The organism is Devosia geojensis (assembly GCF_000969415.1).
Taxonomy (GTDB): Bacteria; Pseudomonadota; Alphaproteobacteria; order Rhizobiales; family Devosiaceae; genus Devosia; species Devosia geojensis.
In genome coordinates, this window is record NZ_JZEX01000024.1 from 35178 (window position 1) to 56495 (window position 21318).

The window sequence follows — 21318 nt, forward strand, 5'->3', positions numbered from 1 at the left end:
GCTCGGCCATAACACAAACCAAGCCGGCCAATGGGAGGAGACATCAATGACCAGACATCGTGGCCTGCTGCCGCCCATCCATCGTCGCGCCGTCCTTGCCGGCGCCGCTATCGCCCTGCTTGCGAGCGTCGTGCTCGCCCGGGAGGTCAGCGGCGAGTTGGTGATCATGCAGTGGCAGGGCGGCACCGACCTCGAGATGTGGCACGAGGTCGAAGCCAAGTTCATGGAGATGCATCCCGGCGTGACGGTGCGCGAATTCGTGCCCGCCGGCGGCCAGGGCGACGCCCGCGGCGGCATCGTGCGTTTCCCCGAGGCTCCGGCTGAAATTGGGAGGGTCATGGTTCATGGCAGCTAGCCACGACGTCGGCGAGACAAAGCGAAAAGGCTGGCGATATGCGGCCAAGCGCAGCTGGAGACGGCATTGGCAGCTCTACCTGCTGATCCTGGTGCCGCTCGCCTACTTCGCCGTCTTCAAATACCTGCCGATGATCAACGCCGTCATTGCGTTCAAGGACTACAACGTGGTGGCCGGGGTGTGGGGCAGCCCCTGGGTCGGCCTCAAGCACTTCAACAATTTCTTCGCCAACCCGGTGTTCTGGCAGCTGATCGGCAACACCTTCACGCTGTCCGCCTATTACATCCTCGCCAGCTTCCCGATCCCGATCATCCTTGCGCTGGCACTCAACGAGGTGCGGTTACGCGCTTTCCGGCAGACGGTGCAGCTCGTCACCTACGCCCCCTACTTCATTTCAACCGTCGTCATCGTGTCGATGACCATCCTCATCCTCTCGCCCAGGATCGGGCTCGTCGGCGACGTCTTCGGGTTCTTCGGTGTCCCCGCCGTCGATTTCCTGGTGCGTGCCGATTATTTCCGCCATGTCTATGTCTGGTCCGACATCTGGCAGACCGCCGGCTACTCGGCGGTGATCTACATCGCCGCATTGGCGAGCATCGACCCGGCGCTCTATGAGGCCGCCAAGATGGACGGCGCCAGCCGCATCCAGAAGATCATCCATGTCGACATTCCCGGCATCATGCCGACCGCGATCATCATTTTGATCCTGGGGGTCGGCAACATCATGCAGGTCGGGTTCGAAAAAGCCTTCCTGCTGCAGAACCCGCTCAACCTCAGCCAGTCCGAGATCATCTCCACCTACGTCTACAAGACCGGCCTGCTGAACGCGAATTTCAGCCTGGCGACCGCCATCAATCTCTTCAACGCGGTGATCAACCTGGTGCTGCTGGTCACGGTCAATGCCATCGCAAAACGCGTAACCGGGAGGAGCCTCTGGTGACCGTCATTGCTCGAGACACGAACGAGGCCATGCGGGCACGGCTGCGCAAGCGGTCGCTGAACGTGGTGCTCGTCGACCGGCTCTTCGTCATCGCGATCTACATTCTGCTGCTCACCTTCCTCGCGATCGTGGTGCTGCCGCTGATCTATATCGTGGCCAGCTCGTTCAGCAGTCCTGCCGCGGTTTCATCCGGCCGAGTAGGCCTCTGGCCGGTGGACTTCACGCTGCGCGGCTATGAAGTGGCGCTGCGCGATCCCAAGATCGTCAGCGGCTTCCTCAACTCCCTGTTCTACACCACCGCCGGTACGGCTCTAAGCGTGGTGCTGACCATCGCCGTGGCGTTCCCGCTCTCGCGCGCCGACTTCTTCGGCGGGCGGCTGATCACCAAGCTGATCGTTTTCACCATGCTGTTCTCAGGCGGGCTCATCCCGACCTACATGGTGGTGCGCTCCCTGGGCATGCTGAACACGCCCTGGGCGATGATCGTGCCCAACGCCATCGGCGTATGGCAGGTGATCCTCGCCATGGCCTATTTCCGGGACGCGATCCCCAAGGAGCTTTACGAAGCCGCGCGTGTCGACGGCGTCGGGGACATCAGGTTCCTGCTCCTGATCGCCGTTCCGCTTGCCAAGCCGATGATCGCGGTGATCGCGCTCATGTACGCCATCTGGCAATGGAACTCCTATTTCGATGCGCTGATCTACCTGCGCACCGACGCGCTCTATCCGTTGCAGCTCGTGCTGCGGAACATCCTGATCCTCAATACCCAATCCAACCTTGGCGATGCGACTGCCATGCTGGAGCGCCAGCAGCTGGCCGATCTTCTGAAATACAGCCTCATCGTCATTTCCACCGTTCCGGTCCTGCTCATCTATCCCTTCGTGGCCCGCCATTTCACCAAGGGCATCATGCTCGGGTCGGTGAAGGGATAGCGCAGGTGAACACTATGCCGGGGGGAGGAGAGCCCCGGCAGGCAACGCAGCCAGAGGAGGAATTTTCCATGCGTTCCATGCTGTCCAGGACAGTGTCCACAGCGCTTTTGCTGACGGCCACTGCCCTTGCGCCAACGCTTGCCGCGGCCCAGACGCCCCTCGGGGTCTTCGCGCCGCAGACCGCGACCATGGACCTCAACACGGCCTGGTTCACCACGGTCGTGGAGGAGAAGTTCAACGTCGACCTTAACTTTGAGACGACAGGCTATGATTCCAGCGCCGCTGCGGAAAAGCGGCAGATATTGCTGGCCAGCGGGGACTACCCCGAAGTGTTCATGCTGATCAACTGGGTCGACCAGTTCAGCCAGGCCGAGCTCATCCGCTATTCCCAGCAAGGCCTGATCATTCCGCTGAACGACCTCATCGACCAGCACGCCCCCAATATCAAGGCTGCATTCGAGAAGGAGCCGGCGCTCCTCAAGCTTGCGACCGCGCCCGACGGCAATATATACGGCCTGCCGCAATGGAACGACTGCTTCCACTGTTCCTACTCGGCCAAGTACTGGATCAATACGGAGTGGCTCGAAAAGCTGGGCCTCAAAATGCCCACCACCACGGCCGAGTTGAAGGAGGTGCTGCTCGCCTTCAAGAACAACGATCCCAACGGCAATGGCCGTGCAGACGAAATCCCGCTGTCCGCCAACACCGTGGATACGCTCATTCCCTATCTCATGAATTCGTTCGTCTATGACCCGCGTGCGAACTCATACCCGATGATGCTGGCGCTCAACGGCAGCACCGTCCAGTTCCAGGCGGTCCAGGACGGCTGGCGTGACGGCCTGGCTTATCTGGCGGATCTTTATAAGGAGGGCCTGATCGACCCCGGCGCTTTCACGCAGAACCGCGAAGCGTTCCAGGCGCTGGGCAACAATGCCGAAGCGGTGATCATCGGCAGCGCCACCGCGCAGCATCCGGGACTCTTCGTCACGATCGGGCAGGATGACGGCCGCGACCGCGACTATGATCCGGTTCCGCCGCTGACCGGTCCGGAAGGCATCTCCTATACCTCCTTCAACCTGGCGAGCATGCCGGGCGCCGCCTTCGTCATCACCAACAAGGCCAACGAAGAACAGCAGATCGCCGCGATCAAGATCGTGGACTACATGTTCACCATGGAAGGCCACGCCAGCGCCGAGTACGGAAAGGAAGGCGAGCAATGGTTGCGCCCCGTGGAAGGAGATATAGCGCTCGATCCCAACTACCCGCCGCTTTACAATCACCTTCCCCCTGATCCCAACGCGCCACCGAAAAACATGGCCTGGAATGCCATGGGCCAGTATTTCAGCGATAAGGAATGGCGCGGGGGCCAGGTGCAGCCCACCGAGATCTATGAACCATCGGGGTACGAGCGCCGCCTTTTTGAAGCGACCTTGCTCTATGAAGGCAAGTATCCGGAAGACCAGCTGTTCCCCTACTGGAACACCTGGACCGACCCCACCACGGCAGACGAACTGGCGCAGCTGCAGACCAATCTGCATAACTATGTCACTCAGTCGAACGCCGAATTCGTGACCGGCCAGCGCGACATCAATGACGACGCTGCCTGGGCCGCTTACCTTGCCGATATCGAGAGCTTGGGCCTCGCGCGTTATCTCGAAATCTATCAGGCCGCCTACGACGCGACGGCCAACTAGGCTCTCTGCCGGCACAAGGGCCGGCTCTCTCGAACTGGCCCTTGTCCATGCCGGAAAGGCTCCGCAAGAATGGCCGATCTTGCAATCCATCCGACTAGTTGATAACGTTTCAAGTTAGTTGTTCGACCATAAGAAAACCAAGCCGATCGACGGGGAGGAAACATCAATGTCCAGGCTCCGTGACCTCCCGCCGCCGATCCGTCGCTCCGACCTTGCCGGTGCGGCCGTCGTCCCGTTTCTCGTCTTCCAGCGTCAATTCGCCGCCGGCTCGCAGACCCGCACCGGCGCCAAGGAATAGTCATGCCGTCCAGGACCAACCGCCCCCTACGCTACCGCCAGATTCACCTCGACTTCCACACTTCCGAGCACATCCCCGGCATCGGCGCGCAGTTCGATCCGGACGCGTTCGTCGCCACCTTCAAGGCCGCGCACGTGGATTCGGTCACGATCTTCGCCAAGTGCCACCACGGCTGGTCGTACTACCCGACCAAGGTCGGGGCGCCGCATCCCAATCTTGCGCGGCCCGACCTCATGGGCGACATGGTCAAGGCGCTCTCGGCCGCCGATATCGAGTGCCCGGTCTACATCTCGGTGCAGTGGGACGAGCGGAACGCCCGCCTCCACCCGGAGTGGCGAGTGCGCAGCGCGACGAAAAACCGGTTCGATCCGGACCAGTTGACCGCCGGCTGGCACACGCTCTGCCTCAACCACAAGGCCTATCGCGACGAGCTGCTCGAGCAGGCGCGCGAGGTCGTGCGCAACTACGAGACGCAGGGCCTCTTCTTCGACATCGTCCTGACGCCCGATTGCGTGTGCGCCGAATGCCTCGCCACCATGGAGGAGCAAGGCCTCGATCCGGAGAGCCCGGCCGACCGGCTGCGCAAGGACGAGTGGGTCAACGAGCGTTTCCGCTCGGAAATGTCGGCAGCGCTGCGCGAGGAATTCCCGGACCTGCGCATCTTCTACAATTGCGGGCACATCCATAAGCAGGGGCCGCAGCGCTTCACGCCCTATAGCCACCTCGAGCTCGAAAGCCTGCCGACCGGCGGCTGGGGCTACGACCATTTCCCCTCGAGCGCGCGCTATGCGGCGACCCTCGGCTTCGATTTCGTCGCCCATACCGGCAAGTTCCACACCTCCTGGGGCGAGTTCGGCGGCTTCAAGCATCCGGACGCGCTCGAATACGAATGCGCGCAGATGGTGGCGCTGGGCTCCAAGTGCCTCGTCGGCGACCAACTCCATCCGAGCGGCGCCATCAACGCCGACACTTACAGCTCCATCGCGCCGGCCTATGCGCGCATCGAGAAACTCGAACCCTTCCTCGAGGGCGCCCGGCAGGTCTCGGAAATCGCCATCCTCTCGGCCGAGCACTTCGATGCCTCGGGCGACCGCAACCACGTGAGCGACGACGGCGCCGCCCAGATGCTGCAGGAGCTGAAACTTCCCTTCGACATCGTCGACCGCAGCGCCCGCTTCGAGAACTATCGGCTGCTGATCCTGCCCGACGCGATCGCGCTTGACGAGGAGACGGCCCGGCGCCTCGCTGACTACATCCGCGCCGGCGGCAAGGCCATCCTCTCGGGCCGCTCGGGCCTCGACGAGGCGGGCCGGCCGCTCGCCGCGCTCGATCTCGGCATCGAAGCCGACGGCCCCCATGTGGGCTTCACGCCCTCCTATGCGCTGGCCGACGACGCAAAGCTCGCCGACCTGCCGGAGAGCCCCTTCGTCATGTACGGCACCGCCCGCGCCATCCGGCCGGTCGGCGCGCAGGTGCTCGCCGAGGTCGTGCCACCCTATTTCAACCGCAGCTACAAGCACTTCTCGTCGCACCAGCACACGCCCGACGATCCGGACGCCGCCCCGCTGGGTCCGGCAATCACCGAGCACAACGGCGTTGCCTATATCGCCTACCCGATCTTCTCCATGTACCAGGCCTATGGCCAGCCGCTCTACAAATACCTGGTGCGCGGCCTGATCGAGCGGCTGATGCCCCATCCGATCCTCCTCACCGACCTTTCGTCTTCCGGACGGGCGACGGTCACTCACCAGCCCGAACGCAACCGCCATATCCTGCACCTCCTCTTTGCCGCCCCGCAGGTACGCGGCAAGGCGGTTCCGGCCGGCGAAGGGCGCACCCGCGTCATGGAGATGATCGAGGACGTGCAGCCGATCGGGCCGGTCAGCGCCCGGGTGCGGCTGCCCCGGTCGCCGAGCCGCGTCTACGATGCCCTCAGCGGCGCGGACGTCGCCTGGCAAGAGGCCGGCAACGGCTACGTCGCCGTGTCCCTGCCCAGCATGCGTATCCACACCGCGCTCGTCTTCGAGGGGACGGCCTGACGATGATCCGGGGCGCCGCGACCCTGCGATTGGCTTTGTCGGCGCACCCCGGCTATCAAGGCGGCAAGTGCCGGCCTCGGGCCGGCGCGCTCCGTCACCCTGGGACCAGACGCGCCATGACCAGCCAGAGCCATACCTCCACCCTTGCCCGTAAACGCCCCGCGACCATCATCGATGTGGCGCAGGCGGCGGGCGTCGCGGTCGGCACCGTGTCGCGCCATCTCAACGGTTTGCCGGTGCGGGCCGGCAACCGCGACCAGATCGAGCGGGCCATCGCCGCGCTCGGCTACCGGCGCAACTCCACGGCCGTCGCCATGAAGACCGACACCACCCATATCGTCGGCTTCCTCGTGCCCTCGCTCGGCGAGTTCCACGCCGCCATGCTCGAGAAGCTTTCGCGCAAGATGCGCCTGACGGGCCGCGCGGTGCTCTCCTTCTGCCACGATCTCCAGCCCGCCTCGATCCGCGAAGGGCTCGAGTTCTTCGCCTCCCACCGCGTCGATGCGCTGGTGCTCGACGGCGAGGAGGCCATTCGCCACGAATTGACGCCCTATATCGAGGACGGGCTCGTCGTGGTGCTTTACGACAACGACATTCCGGGGCTGCCGGTCGATCGCGTTCTCGCCGACAACCGCCGGGCCAGCGCCCGCGCCGTCGCCCACCTGCTCGACCTTGGGCATAAGCGGGTGGCGACCCTCCACGGGAACCTGCGCGACTCGGCCGGCCGCGAGCGCCTCGCCGGTTTCCACGACGCCCACGCGGCCCACGGCGTGCCCCCGGACCCGGCGCTGATCGTCGATGCAGATTGGCAGGAAATCCGCGGCTACGAGGGCGTGCGGGAGCTGTTCTCCCTGCCCGATCCGCCGACGGCCCTGTTCAGCGCCAACTATAACATGACGCTCGGCATCCTGACCTATCTCCACGAGGTCGGCATGCAGGTGCCGCGCGACCTTTCGCTCATCAGCTTCGACGATGTGCCGGCGCTGCGCCTGCACAACCCCGGCATCACCGCGGTGGCCCAGCCCATCGAAGAGGTGGCGCAGACCATCACCGGCATCATCGACAAGCGCCTGTCGGACCCCGCCGCCATGGGCCGGCACGACGTCAGGATCGACTGCAACATCATCTTGAGGGATTCGACCCGGCGCCTGGCATAGCGGCACGGGCAAGGGAGGAAGCATGGCGAGCGTCGCACTGGAGAACGTGAGCAAAAGCTACGGCGCGGTCGAGATCATCCGCGACTTCAATCTCGACATCGAGGACGGCTCGTTCACCGTGTTCGTCGGCCCCTCCGGCTGCGGCAAGTCCACGCTCCTGCGCATGATCGCCGGCCTCGAGGACATCACCGGCGGCGAGGTCAGGATCGGCGGGCGCCTTGTTACCGACGCCGAGCCCATCGAGCGGGGCGTCGCCATGGTCTTCCAGAACTACGCGCTCTATCCGCACATGACGGTCGCGCAGAACATCGGCTTTTCACTGCGCATGGCCAAGCTTAGCAAGGCCGAGATCGCCCGCAAGGTCGCTGCTGCCGCGGCCTCGCTGCAGATCGAGCCGCTCCTGAAGCGCCGCCCGGCCCAGCTTTCCGGCGGCCAGCGCCAGCGCGTCGCCATCGGCCGCGCCATCGTGCGCGATCCGGAGGTCTTCCTCTTCGACGAGCCGCTCTCCAACCTCGATGCGGAGCTGCGCGTTTCCATGCGCGTCGAGATCGCCAAGCTCCACCAGCGGCTCGGCGCGACCATGATCTACGTGACCCACGACCAGACCGAGGCGATGACGCTCGCCGACAAGATCGTGGTGCTGCGCGCCGGCAGGGTCGAGCAGGCCGGCTCCCCGCAGGAGCTCTACGACAACCCGGCCAACCAGTTCGTCGCCGGCTTCATCGGCTCCCCGCGCATGAACTTCATTCCAGCCACGCTACGCTCGGGCAGCGCCGCCTTCGCCGGCGGCACGCATGCGCTGCCGCTTAAGGGCGAGGACCAGGACATCCTCGTCGGCGTGCGACCCGAGCAGTTCCGTATCGGCGGCGAGGCGGCGGACCTCGACCTCAGGATCGAGGTCGTCGAGAACCTCGGTGGCACACGCTATCTCTACGGCGCCCTGCCCGACGGCACCCAGCTCGTTGTCGAGGCCCGCGAGCAGCCCGGCATCAAGGCCGGCGATCGCGTCCCCTTAGGCTTTGCCGTAGAGCGTCCTCTCTTCTTCGACACATCCGGGCGGCGCCTCGCCGATCTCTCTTAAGGCATTTTCGATGACCGATCATCTCTTGTGGTACCCCAGCCCGGCTGGGGAATGGACCGACGCGCTGCCGCTCGGCAACGGACGGCTGGGGGCCATGGTCTTCGGCGGCGTCACCCGCGACGAATTCCAGCTCAACGAGGATACCCTCTGGTCGGGCGGCCCCTACCGGCCGACTAACCCGGAAGCCCTCGACCATCTCGAAGCGGTGCGCGAGCTGATCTTTGCCGGCCGCTTCCGGGAGGCGCAGGATTTGGCCAACGCCCACCTCATGGGCCGGCCCTACCTGCAGACCTCCTACCAGCCCGCCGGCCGGCTGCTCCTCGATTTCGACCACGAGACCCTCTTCTCGCACTACCGGCGCAGCCTCGAGCTCGACCGCGCCGTCACGACGACGCGCTACACGGCGGACGGCGTCGCCTACCGCCGCGAAGCCTTCGCTTCTGCCGCCGACGGCGTGCTCGTCATTCGCATCACGGCGGACCGGCCGGGAACGGTGTCATTCGCCGCGGAATTCGCGAGCGAGCAGCCCGGCGTCGCGCGCGCGGCGGGCCATGCGCTTTCCTTTGACGGGCGCAATCGCGGCGAAATCGGCATCCCCGGTGCGCTCCGCTGGGCCTTCGAGGCGCGCGTGCTCGCAGAGGGCGGCGCGATCGAAGCCCGGGACGAGCGGCTCTCCGTTGCGGGCGCCGACAGCGTCACGATCCTCATCGACATCGCCACGAGTTTCCGCCGCTTCGACGACGTCTCGGGCGAACCGCAGGCCGATATCGCCGCAAGGCTCGATGCCGCCGCGGCCAGGCCCTACGAGGCTCTCCTCGCCGATCACCTCGCCGCGCATCGCGCGCTCTACGACCGCTTCGACATCGATCTCGGCCGCCCGCCCGCCGCCGACCGGCCGACGGGAGAGCGCATCTCCAACTTCGCGAGGGGTGACGATCCGGCCCTTGCCGCCCTTTATGTGCAGTATGGGCGGTACCTTGCCATCGCCTCGTCGCGTCCCGGCAACCAGCCGGCCAATCTGCAGGGCATCTGGAACAAGGAGATCCGCCCGCCCTGGGGCAGCAAGTACACCTCCAACATCAACCTGCAGATGAACTACTGGCTGCCCGATCCGGCCAACCTTGCCGAATGCGTCGAGCCGCTGATCGCCATGGCCGAGGAGCTGGCGGTGACCGGCGCCGAGACGGCGCGCACCCACTACGGCGCGCGCGGATGGGTGCTGCACCACAACACCGATCTCTGGCGCGCCACCGCCCCGGTCGACGGCGCGCAGTGGGGGGTATGGCCGACCGGCGGCGCCTGGCTCTGCGCCCAGCTCTGGGATCATGCGCGCTTTGCCGGCTTTCCCGAGGCGCTGGTCGCGCGGCTCTATCCCCTCCTCGCCGGCGCCAGCCGGTTCTTCCTCGATACGCTCGTGCCCCTGCCCGGCACCGACCTGATGGTGACGGCGCCCTCGGTCTCGCCCGAGAACGTCCATCCGCACGGCTCGACCCTCTGCGCCGGCCCCGCCATGGACAGCCAGCTCCTGCGCGACCTCTTCGATGCCACCATTGCCGCCGCCCGCCGGCTTGGCCGCGATGCCGATCTTGCCGACGAGCTCGCAGCCTTGCGCGCGCGCCTGCCTACCGACCGCATCGGCAGGCAGGGGCAGTTGCAGGAGTGGATCGAGGACTGGGACGCCGACGTTCCGGAAATCCACCACCGCCACGTCTCCCACCTCTATGGGCTCTATCCCTCGCTGCAGATCGATCCAGCCCACACGCCGGGTCTTGCCGCGGCCGCGCGCCGCTCGCTCGAGATCCGCGGCGACGATGCGACCGGCTGGGGCATCGGCTGGCGCATCAATCTCTGGGCGCGCCTCGGCGACGGCGAGCACGCCTACGAGGTCCTGAGGCGCCTTCTTCACCCCGAGCGCAGCTACCGCAACCTCTTCGACGCGCATCCCCCGTTCCAGATCGACGGCAATTTCGGAGGCGCCGCCGGCATCATCGAGATGCTCGTGCAGTCCGACGAGGGTCAGGTGCGGCTCCTGCCCGCCCTGCCGCGCGCGTGGCCGAGCGGCTCCGTTCGCGGCGTGCGCGCCCGCGGCGGGCTGACCCTCGATTTTTCCTGGGAAGGACACGCGATCACCGCGCTCTCCGTTACTGCGAGCCAGTCCTATTCCGGCACGCTGCGGTGCGGCGAAACGGTGCTCGCCAAAGGCTTGGCGTCCGGAAAGTCGGTACTGGTCACAACAAGGGTACCACGCTGACGATCGCGGAACTCCAGGCCACTACGTCGCCGATAGAACCGGTGGCGCCAGTCACAAAACAATCACGGAGCCACCCTTATGCTCTCACTGCAAAGTCGCGGCGAAGTGGCGCGCCAGCGCGTCGGAGGCTACCGTGACCGGCCCCGGTCGGTCGTAGAAGTCGAACTGCTCGACGCCTTCGAGCCAAAGCTGGCCGGCCTCGCTTTCCATCGCGGCGATGAACTGATGCGTGCCCTGCGGGATTGCCGCGGCCTCGCTGTGGACGACAAAAAGCGGCTGTCGCAAGAGAGGCGCGAAAGGCTGCGGGTCAAAGCCGAGCCATGCTTCCCAGGAGATCGGGTTGAACGTGTTGTCCCATTCCGGCACGAGGCCCCGGTCAGGTTCCGTGTAGTAAGGCACGCCGAACATGATCGCCCTGTGGTCGGTGAGGCTGGCGGCGGGAACCAGCGTGTTCCGGCCGGTTTCTTCCAACTCGGCCGCCGCGGCGCGGGAGGTTTCGATCAGCGCCGCCACCGCCTCGGCCCCGCCGACATTGGTCTCGATGATTTCCGGAGTGGAAAGACCCGGCGCGACAAAACCCAGCGACTTTATGACGCCAGAGTGCACGGCCGCATGCACCATGTAGGCAGCGCTCGCACATACGCCCAACCCGCCGATGGCGTCGGCCCGTATCTCGGGATGCCCGGCGAGAAACTCGGCTGCCGCGACGATATCTTCGGATTTGGCGACAGGGTCTTCGACCGAACGCGGCTCACCGCCGCTTTCTCCCCAGCTGCGGAAATCGAAAGCCAATGCCGCGATACCCCGGCTCGCCATTTCCCTGGCATAGATGGCAGGCATTTGTTCCTTGATCGTCATCCAGGCTCCGGTGACGATGACGGCAGGAACCGGACCTTCCTGTCCGACTTCTTCCGGCAGGTAAAGATCGCCGACGATTTGAACACCGCCGGACTGGAATGTCACCCGCTCGACGGAAAACGCACCGGCCGCTGCGGGTCCGATGGCCAGTGTCGTGCCAAGTACCGCAGCAGCAGAGATCGCTCTGTTCATGTGTGGCTCCCGAGCCTTTGGTAAGAAGGTCGAGGAGCGTTCTAACCCGCTGCCGGCGATCGCGTATTGAACGTTCTTGCTCAGTGTCCTAGCGCCGAAAAGGCCTTTGCGGTAACTAAGCGGAGTCATTCCGACCTGACGGCCGAAGGTACGGATAAAATGGCTCTGATCGGCAAATCCAAGTTCGGACGCGATGGCGCTTTGGGGCATGCCTCCAGCAAGGAGCGCCTTAGCTTTTTGGACGCGGCAATGATTTTGGAACGCATGTGGCGGTAAGCCGAAATGGCGCCGGAACAGCCGCGTCAGATGAAAGCCGCTCAACTGAGTAAGATCGGAGAGTTCCCTGAGTGTTACATTTCGCTCGGGATGCGCCGCAAGAAAGTCTCGCGCGAAAGCCAGTGCAGAGGGGGCGTCCGCTTCGGAAGACGGTCCGATATCGTTCGGCGCTGCCCATTGTCGCAGTACCCTGACCAATTCCTGAAGAAGAGCCGACACCTCGAGCGGGGAGCGCTGCCCCATGAGCGCTTGGTGCACCCTCGCAAAATGCGTAGCGAGCGGGCGGCTGGCCAGGAGGTGATCAGCCAAGACGATTTCTCCGGATCCTCCAGCCTGACCGGATAACCAGAGTTCGCGCATCGCCTCAATCGGTATGGAGACGGTTCTGAACGCATAGGCAGTTGCGCGTGGGAACTCGCACCGGCTCGTTTCTCCGGGCTGGGCGATCTGCAAGTGCTCCGGACGGACGTCGTAGTGTACGCCGCGATAGAAGCTTGACCATTGTCCCGACTCCACAATGCCGAACCGGTAGGCGTCGTGCAGGTGACGCATCGACGTTCTGCGAGAAGATTGGCCGAGCACGAATTCTAGGTCCGGATAGTCAGGTGGACGCCTAATGCTGAACGTTTCAGTCGTGGTTGCCTTGGTCACGTATTTTGCTCATCCAGTGAGACCAAATCGGAGTCTTTGTCTCGTCCGCTTTACCGGGCGAGTGGCAATATAGAGATAGCGGACAAGCGGTGTCCGGCGCCTGAAGACGATAGCGGAACAGGTCAGATCGGGGGGAGATCGATATCTGGACGTGGCCCGTTCAACGCCGGCCCCTCGAGCCGACCTCTTCCGGTGAGATCATCGCCGCTGTTGTCGTAACGCAGGCTCAACGGCTGCTTTCAGGATTTTGAGAGTTGATCCATTAGCAGCCATGCCGGAGCCGGAAGCTGCCGTCGCTGCCAACAATACGCATCGGGCCGTAGAGGAAAACCGGCGCTTCACCATCTCACCCGGTGGACTTGCGGCCATCGGCGGCAATATCGCGCTATAGAGCGCAATCGGCGGCGAAGTGGCGGAGAGGAAGGGATTCGAACCCTCGAGACAGTTGCCCATCTGCACCCTTAGCAGGGGTGTGCCTTCGACCACTCGGCCACCTCTCCGTCGCAGCGGGCATACAGGCTTTGGACCTGCCAAGACAAGTGGTTTTTGCCCTCTGCGGTGATTTCAAACAGGAACCGCAGCTGCCGCCAGAGCCGCTGCGGTTCGATATAGGCCTCACCTCTGGCCGAACAAGACCTTCTTGGCATCCTCGTCCCGGGTGAGGTCCATGCGCGCGCCGCTGTCGACGGTCAGCTCCAGGCCCTTCCTAGTACCGGGGCGGTTGCTGACACGCTCGATCCATGCAGCGACGTTGGGGAATTCCTTGAGGTCCATGCCCTGCCGCTCCCAGCCGCGGGCCCAGCCGATGGAGGCGAGGTCGGCGATGGAGAAGTCGCCGGCGATATAGTCCCTGCCCTTAAGCTGGGTATCGAGCACGCGGTAGAGCCGGTGCGTCTCGTCTCGATAGCGCTTGATGGCGTATTCGATCTTCTCGGGCGCATAGAGTGCGAAGTGGTGGTTTTGGCCCAGCATCGGGCCGAAGCCACCCACCTGCCAGAAGAGCCACTCGTCGACCTTGACCTGCTCGCGCGGATCGGCGGGATAGAACCGGCCGAACTTGGTCGCTAGGTATTTCAGGATCGCGCCCGATTCGAAGACCGAGATCGGCTCGCCGCCCGGCCCTTCGGAGTCGACGATGGCGGGGATCTTGTTGTTGGGCGAAATCGCGAGGAACTCGGGCTTGAACTGGTCGCCCTTGCCGATGTGGACGATATGGACGTTATAGGGCACGCCCAGCTCCTCGAGCATGGCTGAGATCTTGTAGCCGTTGGGCGTCGGGAAGAAATAGAGCTCGATGGGCTTGGTCTGCGTCGTCATTGTCCGGTCCGTGGCTGAAGCGGGAAGCCGGCCCCAAGCCGGCAGGAAGACTCACAGTCTATCGGCAATTGACGATGGAGGGCAAGGCGAGCCCGGACGATGCCAGGCCCGCCTCACGTCATTCGCGCGCGATGCGCATGTGCGGCTCGCCGTCGCTGGTCGTCGCCGGCGAGATACCGCGGATGTCGACCGTCGCCGTCACGCGCTGGCGCAGGGCCGAGAAATGCTCGGACTTCACCACGTCGAGGGGATCATCGAACTTCACCGTCACCTGGTAATGCTGCATGTCGGACAGCAGGTTGACGCCGATGACGAGGCCGCGGAACGGGTGACCGAGATAGGTGCCCTTGACGCGGCCGCCGACCTGGACGGGCGCGGCGACACGCTCGGGCAGCAGGGCACGGGCCGTGTTCCAGTCGCGATAGCCGTGGGCCTTGGCGACCAGTTCGAGCGCTGCGCCGTGGCTCAGGGGCGTGCCGGCGCGCGCGTGCTCCTCGCGCAGGGCCCTGGCCTCGGCCTTCAGGGTGGTTACACTGGCGATATCGAGTGAAAACGCCATGATACGATCCTCTCACACGTTGTGAGGCGATTGATCTTCATGGGAGCCCGCCTTGCCATGAAACGCCTCAGGTGAAGGAACGTCCATGTCGGAATAGTCGCGAAACGCGGCTGGCTTCACCTTCGGGCAGAGCCCGGCGGACGGCGGGTGCCAGCAACCTTGCGGCTCATATGCGGTCGTTCCACGCCGATGTCAACCGCATGGCCGGCATGCAGCATCATCGGCAGTGATCGGGCCGATCAGGCATTTCCATTGGGCAGAGGGGCGGGACGCCTGTAGGGTCGCGTGAGGAGGATTCTCGTGACCGAATTTCTGCTGCTCGTCGCCGGGTTCCTGGGCGGGGCCGTCAACTCGCTCGCCGGCGGCGGCTCGTTCATCGTTTTTCCGGCGCTGCTCTTTGCCGGCGTGCCGCCCGTCATCGCCAACGCGTCGAACACCTATGCGGCCCTGCCCGGCTATGTCAGCGGCACGGCCGGGTACTGGAAGGACGTGGTGCGCTACAAGGACAGGCTCCTCGTCTGGTCCGTCGTCTCGCTCCTCTTCGGCTACATCGGCGCCGAACTCCTGCTCGTCGTTTCCGACGAGACGTTCTCGCGCATCGTGCCATGGCTGATGCTCTTTGCCATCCTGCTCTTCGCGTTCGGCGCCCGGCTCAACGCGTTCATTCGCGCCCATGCTGGCGAGATGCGTGGCGCCAAGGCTGCGGGCGCGGTGCTGCTCTTGGCCTTTCTCGCCGCGGTCTGCGTCTATGGCGGGTTCTTCAACGCCGGCCTCGGCATCCTGCTGCTGGCGTTCCTCGCCACCGCCGGACTTACCGACATCCACGCGATGAACGGGCTGAAGCTCTGGATCTCGGCGCTCGTCGCGATCGTCGCGGTCATGCGGTTCGCCATCGGCGGCTCGATCGACTGGTACCACGGCTCGATCGCGCTCGTTGGCGTCACCATCGGCGGGTACCTCGCCGCCCGTTTCGCCCACCTCATCCCGAGCGCGCTGATCCGGGCGGGGGTGATCGTCTACGGGGCGGGAATGACGGCGTATTTCTTCTGGGTGGCTTACGTCTAGGTGCCTACCCTCGTGGTTCGAGGCCGCTTCGCGGCACCTCACCATGAGGGTTCCGAGATATCCGAATTCATTGAGCCCTCATGGTGAGGTGCGAAAGCGCTGGCGAAGCCTCGAACCACGAGGGCAGGCTCACGAGCCCTGTTCAGCCCTTCCGCACCCACACCGCCGTGTCGTGGAACGGCACGCCGCCGAACGGGGGCGCGGGTTCGGCGCTGGTGAGGATGTTGATCCCCTGCCCGTTACGGTGCGCCTTGTTAGGGTGAAGGCCTTCGGCAACGAGGACGCCGCGGTGCATGCCGGTGAAGAATTTTGCCACCAGGTGCACCTCTCCGCGCCTGTTGCCGAGGACGACCATGTCGCCTTCGGCGATGCCGAGCTCGGCCGCGTCCTCCGGGTGGATGTGGACCGAGGGCTCGCGCTCGCGCTTGCGGCTGCCGGGGGTCTCGTTGAAGGTCGAGTTGAGGAAGGCGCGGGCCGGGCTCGTCGCGAGTTTGAAGGGATGCTCGGCATCGACGGGATCGTTGATGTCCCAGTAGTCGGCAAAGCGCGGCATGACGGCCGGATCGCAGGTCCAGATGTAACCCTTCCTGTCGGCGGCGCCCTGCCAGTCTGGGGAGAAGCGGTAGCGCCCGTCGGGCCAGCCGAAGCCGTCGGCGAAGCGCTGCTCCTCGTCGGGGCGTTCGCGGTCGACGAAGCCGACCTTCTCGATCTCGTCGAGATCGCCGTAACCGGAGCGGGCGAAGGTATCGGCGACGATGTCGCGGTCGACGCTGGTAAAGCTCGGATCGTCGAGTCCGAGCCGCAGCGCCAGGGCGTTGATGACTTCGTGGTTGGACCAGGTCTCGCCCGGGCGCTCGATGAGTTTGGGGCCATAGAGCACGCGGGTGTGGCCGCCGCGGGTGTAATAGTCGTTGTGCTCCAGGAACATGGTGGCCGGCAGCACGATGTCGGCGAGCTCGGCCGTCTCGGTCATGAACTGCTCGTGGACGACGAGGAAGAGGTCCTCGCGCACCAGCCCCTGCCGCGTCAGCGCCTGGTGCGGGGCAACGCTTGCCGGGTTGGTGTTCTGCACGATCATCGCCTTGACCGGCGGGCCGCCCTTCAGCGCCTTCGTATCGCCGGTGAGGATCGGGCCGATCTCGGACATGTCGAGCTCTCGAACCTGCCGTGTTTTCAGGTGCTTACCGGTGAGGCGCGACTTGTCGAGCTTGAACGTGCCGGAATTGGAATGGAAGGCGCCGCCGCCGCGGTGCTGCCAGGCGCCGGTAAGGGCCGGAATGGAGAGCGCCGCGTGCATGTTGGTCGAACCGTTGCGCTGGCGGGTGAAACCAAACCCCAGGCGGAAGAAGGTGCGGGGAGCAGCGACCGTGCGAGCGAACGTCTCGATTTCCTCGACCGAAAGGCCGGTGATCGGCGCGGCCCATTCGGGCGTGCGGGCTTTCAAATGTGATTCAAATTCGGGCGAGAAGTCAGTAAAATTTGAGAGATATTCGCGATCGGCGAGACCCTCGCGCAGGATCACGTGCATGGCGGCGACGGCGAGTGCGCCATCCGAGCCGGGGCGCAGGAGAACCGGCAGGTCCGCCTGCTCCATGGTGGCGTTGCGGTAGATGTCGACGACGACGATCCTGGCCCCGCGCTCCTTGCGGGCACGCATGGCGTGGGTCATGACGTTGACCTGGGTGTGCACCGCGTTGGTGCCCCAGATGACGACGACGTCGCTCTCGGCCATCTGCTCGGGATTGACCCCGCCGAGGAGGCCCGTGCCGGCGATGTAGCCGGGCCAGGCAAGGCCGGTGCAGATGGTGTCGTACTGGTCGGAATAGCCCTTAGCGTTGCGCAGCCGGTCAATGCCGTCGCGGTGCACGTGGCCCATGGTGCCGGCGTAGAAGTAGGGCCAGACGGATTCGGCGCCGAACTCATCCTCGGCAGCCTGGAAGCGGGCGGCGATCTCGTCGAGGGCCTCGTTCCAGCTTATGCGCTGCCAGCGCCCCTCCCCCTTCCGTCCGGCGCGGCGCAGGGGATGAAGGAGCCGGTCCGGATGGTGGACGCGCTCGGCATAGCGGGCGACCTTCTCGCAGATGACGCCGGCGGTATAGGGATCATCCTTGGCGCCGCGCACGCGCCCGATGGTGCGCTCGTCGAGGACATCGACATCGAGCGCGCAGACAGACGGGCAATCATGCGGGCAGACGGTGCGGGCGACGCGGGCGATGGCAGGCTTGTTCAAAAGAGAGACTCCGGCTGGTGGGGCGGAGAATAAGCCTCCGCACCCCCCAATGGCCAGAGTACGCGTTAAAGCGAGGCGAAGGCCTTCGTCGCCGATTCCAGGTTGCGGCGGGCGCGGTTGGTGGCGTGGCGGGCGAGCTCGGCGGCGCCGCTGTGGAACTGGCTGAAGGTGACGCGTTGGCGATCGTGGGTCGAGATCGTGATCCCGCGCCAGTTGGGCCGACAGCTTTTGACGTCCGACCAGGCGATGCGCTTCACCTGGCCGAAGGCACCGCGGTATTCGAGCTCGCGGTGGTTCCAGCGCACGCGCACGAAGATGCTGGTGACGCCGATGGCGATCGCGCCGAACCCAAGGCCGAGGGAGGCGATGAACGCGGCCATCACGCCCTGCGCACCGCCCGAATGCCAGCCGGCGAAGGTGACCGCGAACATCAGGAGCAGTGCCAGAGCCCCTGCCCCATAAGCCGTGGCATATTCGACCATGGACGGGCGCAGCTCCGACCAGCCGTCGATGAAGACCGCCTGCTCGGTCTGCATCAGGCGCATGGCGAGGAACGCCGCATAACCGAAAGCTACCACGCCCGCGACGCGGGACAGCGGCAGGTGCTGGGTTGCCGGGAGGTGCTTCAGAACAAGCAGAACGAGAATCGTAACAAGTGGCAATGCCACTTCTTGCCAGCGCAAGGGCACTTATTGCTCTCCAGATCTTTTTGGAGCCGGCGACGCAAGTTCGGCTTCGTTATTGCGCGCCGGAGCCCCCGATGCGCATGCGGGCAATGTAGCAAGCAGCGGCCGTTTGGCTATTAACAAAGTTGAGAACAGGCAAGATCGGTCAGCCTGCCTGGCATTTTTGCCACGCGCCTACCTCAGAACCCGATTCAACGCCTTCACGCATAGAATCAACATGCCGGGGCAGCGATTCCGCCAACCCCGGCATGTCTTTGATGTCGTTGCGGTTTCCAGCCGTTGGCTAGGAGACGAGCTTCAGGCCGGCAATGCCGGTGACGATGAGGCCGATACAGACCAGCCGCAGGACCGTCGCCGGATCCCCGAAGAGATAGATGCCGAGGAGCGCAGTGCCGACCGTGCCGATACCGGTCCAGATAGCGTAGCCGGTACCGACCGGCAGATCGCGCAGCGCCAGGCCGAGGAGAGCAACGCTGATGACCATGGCGCCGACGGTCAGCGTGGTCGGCAGGATACGGGTGAAGCCTTCGGTGTATTTGAGGCCGATCGCCCAGCCGATCTCGAAGAGACCGGCAATCACGAGATAAACCCAAGCCATGGGTTTCATCCTTTCCGATGGCGGGTCGTCCCGGCCGATAATGATGGGAAAAGCGCAGGGTCGTCCCCGTGCGGCTAGGTATCTAAGGCTTCACCGCAGCAAAGGGAAGCGCCCTGGGGGCAAATCCGATATGTGCGGGCGGCATGTGGGTGACGATGCAGCGCATCGTCCGAAAGCAAGTGGTTTGAGACCATGTTACCGCTGCCACCGGCTTTCATCCCGGCGAAAGCCGACACCCGAAAACGCCGTTCAACCTGCTTTCGCGCCTCAGCAATGTCACCCCACCGCGTCATCCCCGCGAAAGCGGGGACCTCTGTTGCCATACGGCGGCCAATAGAAACGGAGGTTCCCGCTTTCGCGGGAATGACCCGGTGAGGGATGAAAAACGGTGCAGACTTCCCGGCCGGTGTGTACTGGGCCCCGACTTTCGTCGGAGTGGCGGCGGCTGTGCTGCGCCCCCTTACCCGCCCACCGCCGCGGCGGTTGCGGCTTCCTCGGCGTCGATCTCGGCCTCGGGCTCCTTGCGGAAGCTCGAGGCGAGCGGGACTTCCTTGAGGAAGAGCGCGAAGAAGAAGGCGAGCGCCGCGGCGGCCGCGCCGGCGTAGAAGATGGGATGGAGGGCGCCGACGAACGCCTCGAGCGCTTGCGCTCGGGCCGCTTCCGGCAGCGCCGCGAGCGTTGCGGCGTTGATCGAATGAGCGCCCTCGAGGCCGGAAATACCGGCAAGGCGTGAGGTGAGGCCGGCCGAGAACAGCGCCCCGAAGGCGGAGACGCCGATGGAGCCGCCGATCTGGCGGAACATGGTGACGCCGGCGGTGCCGACGCCGACCATGCTGCGCGGCACGGCGTTCTGGACGGCAGTGACGGACACGCTGTTGACCGGGCCGATGCCGGCGCCGACGAGGAACATGTAGCAGCCGATGAGCCAGGTGGACGTATCGACGCCGACGGTCGTCAGCAGCACCATGCCGACGAACAGCACGGCGGTCGAGGCGATCGGCAGCAGCTTGTAGCGGCCGGTGCGGCTCATGGCGAAGCCGGCGAGCGTCGAGGCGCCGATGAGGCCCATCATCATCGGAACCAGCGCCAGCGCCGATTCCGTGGGCGAAACGCCCTGCACCGTCTGCAGGTAAAGCGGCAGGAAGGTGATGGAGCCGAACATGGCCAGCCCGACGATGGCGCTGACCGTGTTGGAGATGGAAAAGACGTTGTTGGCAAAGAGCGAGAGCGGCAGCACCGGCTCCTCGGCCCTGGTCTCGGCCCAGATGAAGAGGCCGAGCGAGACCACCGCGATGACGACGAGCGCGATGCTGGGCGCGGAATCCCAGGGGATGGTGCTGCCGCCGAGGCTGGTGAAGAGCACGATGGCTGAAAGCGTGGCGGTGAGGAACGCCGCGCCGAGGTAGTCGATGGAACGGGCCGCGCCAGCCTTGGGCTTCAGCGCCATCGAGATCACCGCCAGCGCGATGAGGCCGAGCGGCAGGTTGATGAAGAAGATCCAGTGCCAGGAGAAATGCTCGACGAAGAAGCCGCCGAGCAGCGGACCGACGATGGTCGAGACGCCAAAGACCGCGCCGAAGATGCCCTGGATCTTGCCGCGCTTGCGCGGCGGGATGACGTCGGCCACCACCGACATGGCAACGACCATCAATCCGCCGCCGCCAAGGCCCTGGATGGTGCGGCCGATGATGAGGGTCAGCATGTTGACGGCCACGCTCGAGAGAATGGCGCCGCCGAGGAAGATGAGGATCGCCACCTGCAGCACGCGCTTGCGCCCGTAGAGGTCGCCGAGCTTGCCGTAGATCGGCGCCACGACCGTCGAGGCGAGGAGATAGGCGGTGACGACCCAGGTGAGATGATCGAGACCGCCGAACTCGCCGACGATCGTCGGCAGCGCCGGGGAGACGATGGTCTGGCCGAGCGAGGCCAGAAGAAGCGTAACGGCGACCGCGCCGATGATGAGTGGAATGGACTGGCCGGCGGCCGGATCCGTCTCCGGGGACATTGTGGTGGGCGACATGAGAAACTTCCGTTGTCGTCGCGTCGTCAGGCGCGGCGGAATAGAGTGGCGACTTGAAATCGCTGCACGAACCTATATCTGTGCGCAGCAGATACATGTCAACAGCATGCATTTGTAAG

At 64.9% G+C, this 21318-nt stretch carries 17 protein-coding genes and 1 tRNA gene; 10 read left to right on the forward strand and 8 right to left on the reverse strand.

Annotated elements, in window-relative coordinates; genetic code table 11:
* The first annotated feature begins 46 nt into the window (after window positions 1–46).
* The 9 genes from VE25_RS01740 (at window position 47) to VE25_RS01775 (ending at window position 10747) form a co-directional block, all read left to right on the forward strand.
* The gene (locus VE25_RS01740) at window positions 47–355 is read left to right on the forward strand and encodes a hypothetical protein (protein ID WP_046106860.1); all 309 of its coding nucleotides are present in this window, start codon (window positions 47–49) and stop codon (window positions 353–355) included.
* Window positions 345–1295, forward strand: coding sequence for an ABC transporter permease (locus tag VE25_RS01745; RefSeq protein ID WP_046106861.1), 951 nt, complete (start codon window positions 345–347; stop codon window positions 1293–1295). Before VE25_RS01740 ends, VE25_RS01745 begins: the two co-directional genes overlap by 11 nt.
* Complete coding sequence (locus tag VE25_RS01750) at window positions 1292–2227, forward strand: carbohydrate ABC transporter permease (RefSeq protein WP_201776026.1); 936 nt, start codon at window positions 1292–1294, stop codon at window positions 2225–2227. The genes VE25_RS01745 and VE25_RS01750 overlap by 4 nt, the downstream gene beginning before the upstream one ends.
* Window positions 2228–2295: 68 nt before the next feature.
* Complete coding sequence (locus tag VE25_RS01755; RefSeq protein ID WP_160299939.1) at window positions 2296–3921, forward strand: type 2 periplasmic-binding domain-containing protein; 1626 nt, start codon at window positions 2296–2298, stop codon at window positions 3919–3921.
* Window positions 3922–4087: 166 nt separating this feature from the next.
* Complete coding sequence (locus tag VE25_RS23505) at window positions 4088–4219, forward strand: hypothetical protein (protein ID WP_280136829.1); 132 nt, start codon at window positions 4088–4090, stop codon at window positions 4217–4219.
* 2 nt (window positions 4220–4221) lie between these two features.
* Complete coding sequence (locus tag VE25_RS01760; RefSeq protein ID WP_046106863.1) at window positions 4222–6258, forward strand: alpha-L-fucosidase; 2037 nt, start codon at window positions 4222–4224, stop codon at window positions 6256–6258.
* A 116-nt stretch (window positions 6259–6374) separates the two neighbouring features.
* Window positions 6375–7415 carry a LacI family DNA-binding transcriptional regulator gene (locus tag VE25_RS01765; protein WP_046106864.1) on the forward strand — a complete coding sequence of 347 codons (1041 nt, stop codon included), beginning with the start codon at window positions 6375–6377 and terminating at the stop codon, window positions 7413–7415.
* A gap of 22 nt (window positions 7416–7437) precedes the next feature.
* A complete protein-coding gene (locus VE25_RS01770) occupies window positions 7438–8496 on the forward strand; it encodes an ABC transporter ATP-binding protein (RefSeq protein WP_046106865.1) in 1059 nt (352 codons plus the stop codon).
* Window positions 8497–8506: 10 nt separating this feature from the next.
* Complete coding sequence (locus VE25_RS01775) at window positions 8507–10747, forward strand: glycoside hydrolase family 95 protein (RefSeq protein ID WP_046106866.1); 2241 nt, start codon at window positions 8507–8509, stop codon at window positions 10745–10747.
* Between the two features lie 84 nt (window positions 10748–10831).
* Here VE25_RS01775 and VE25_RS22170 read toward each other — a convergent pair whose 3' ends face one another.
* The 4 genes from VE25_RS22170 to VE25_RS01805 form a co-directional block, all read right to left on the reverse strand.
* Window positions 10832–12724, reverse strand: coding sequence for a helix-turn-helix domain-containing protein (locus VE25_RS22170; protein WP_152664477.1), 1893 nt, complete (start codon window positions 12722–12724; stop codon window positions 10832–10834).
* 410 nt (window positions 12725–13134) lie between these two features.
* A tRNA-Ser gene (locus VE25_RS01795) sits at window positions 13135–13224 on the reverse strand.
* Between the two features lie 115 nt (window positions 13225–13339).
* Window positions 13340–14041, reverse strand: coding sequence for a glutathione binding-like protein (locus VE25_RS01800; RefSeq protein WP_046106869.1), 702 nt, complete (start codon window positions 14039–14041; stop codon window positions 13340–13342).
* A gap of 118 nt (window positions 14042–14159) precedes the next feature.
* Entirely contained in the window at window positions 14160–14600 is a 441-nt protein-coding gene (locus tag VE25_RS01805; RefSeq protein WP_046106870.1) for a glyoxalase superfamily protein, read from the reverse strand.
* A gap of 300 nt (window positions 14601–14900) precedes the next feature.
* Between VE25_RS01805 and VE25_RS01810 the strand changes: the two genes are divergently transcribed.
* Window positions 14901–15665, forward strand: a complete 765-nt coding sequence (locus tag VE25_RS01810) for a sulfite exporter TauE/SafE family protein (RefSeq protein WP_052731659.1) — start codon at window positions 14901–14903, stop codon at window positions 15663–15665.
* A gap of 142 nt (window positions 15666–15807) precedes the next feature.
* On the opposite strand, the gene VE25_RS01815 is transcribed toward VE25_RS01810, so the two are convergent.
* From VE25_RS01815 to VE25_RS01830, 4 genes are all read right to left on the reverse strand, one after another.
* Entirely contained in the window at window positions 15808–17895 is a 2088-nt protein-coding gene (locus VE25_RS01815) for a molybdopterin-containing oxidoreductase family protein (RefSeq protein ID WP_046106871.1), read from the reverse strand.
* Between the two features lie 65 nt (window positions 17896–17960).
* Complete coding sequence (locus VE25_RS01820) at window positions 17961–18557, reverse strand: hypothetical protein (protein ID WP_046106872.1); 597 nt, start codon at window positions 18555–18557, stop codon at window positions 17961–17963.
* A 307-nt stretch (window positions 18558–18864) separates the two neighbouring features.
* A complete protein-coding gene (sugE, locus tag VE25_RS01825) occupies window positions 18865–19179 on the reverse strand; it encodes a quaternary ammonium compound efflux SMR transporter SugE (protein WP_046106873.1) in 315 nt (104 codons plus the stop codon).
* Between the two features lie 460 nt (window positions 19180–19639).
* Window positions 19640–21199: an MDR family MFS transporter gene (locus VE25_RS01830; protein ID WP_046106874.1), complete on the reverse strand. Its 1560-nt coding sequence runs from the start codon at window positions 21197–21199 to the stop codon at window positions 19640–19642.
* Between the last annotated feature and the right edge of the window lie 119 nt (window positions 21200–21318).

Excerpts from the sequence above, each read along its gene's own strand:
- VE25_RS01740 (WP_046106860.1), top strand. The coding sequence starts at position 47 with ATGACCAGACATCGTGGCCTGCTGCCGCCCATCCATCGTCGCGCCGTC.
- VE25_RS01745 (WP_046106861.1), top strand. The coding sequence starts at position 345 with ATGGCAGCTAGCCACGACGTCGGCGAGACAAAGCGAAAAGGCTGGCGA.
- VE25_RS01755 (WP_160299939.1), top strand. The coding sequence starts at position 2,296 with ATGCGTTCCATGCTGTCCAGGACAGTGTCCACAGCGCTTTTGCTGACG.
- VE25_RS23505 (WP_280136829.1), top strand. The coding sequence starts at position 4,088 with ATGTCCAGGCTCCGTGACCTCCCGCCGCCGATCCGTCGCTCCGACCTT.
- VE25_RS01760 (WP_046106863.1), top strand. The coding sequence starts at position 4,222 with ATGCCGTCCAGGACCAACCGCCCCCTACGCTACCGCCAGATTCACCTC.
- VE25_RS01765 (WP_046106864.1), top strand. The coding sequence starts at position 6,375 with ATGACCAGCCAGAGCCATACCTCCACCCTTGCCCGTAAACGCCCCGCG.
- VE25_RS01770 (WP_046106865.1), top strand. The coding sequence starts at position 7,438 with ATGGCGAGCGTCGCACTGGAGAACGTGAGCAAAAGCTACGGCGCGGTC.
- VE25_RS01775 (WP_046106866.1), top strand. The coding sequence starts at position 8,507 with ATGACCGATCATCTCTTGTGGTACCCCAGCCCGGCTGGGGAATGGACC.
- VE25_RS01800 (WP_046106869.1), bottom strand. The coding sequence starts at position 14,041 with ATGACGACGCAGACCAAGCCCATCGAGCTCTATTTCTTCCCGACGCCC.
- VE25_RS01805 (WP_046106870.1), bottom strand. The coding sequence starts at position 14,600 with ATGGCGTTTTCACTCGATATCGCCAGTGTAACCACCCTGAAGGCCGAG.
- sugE (WP_046106873.1), bottom strand. The coding sequence starts at position 19,179 with ATGGCTTGGGTTTATCTCGTGATTGCCGGTCTCTTCGAGATCGGCTGG.
- VE25_RS01830 (WP_046106874.1), bottom strand. The coding sequence starts at position 21,199 with ATGTCGCCCACCACAATGTCCCCGGAGACGGATCCGGCCGCCGGCCAG.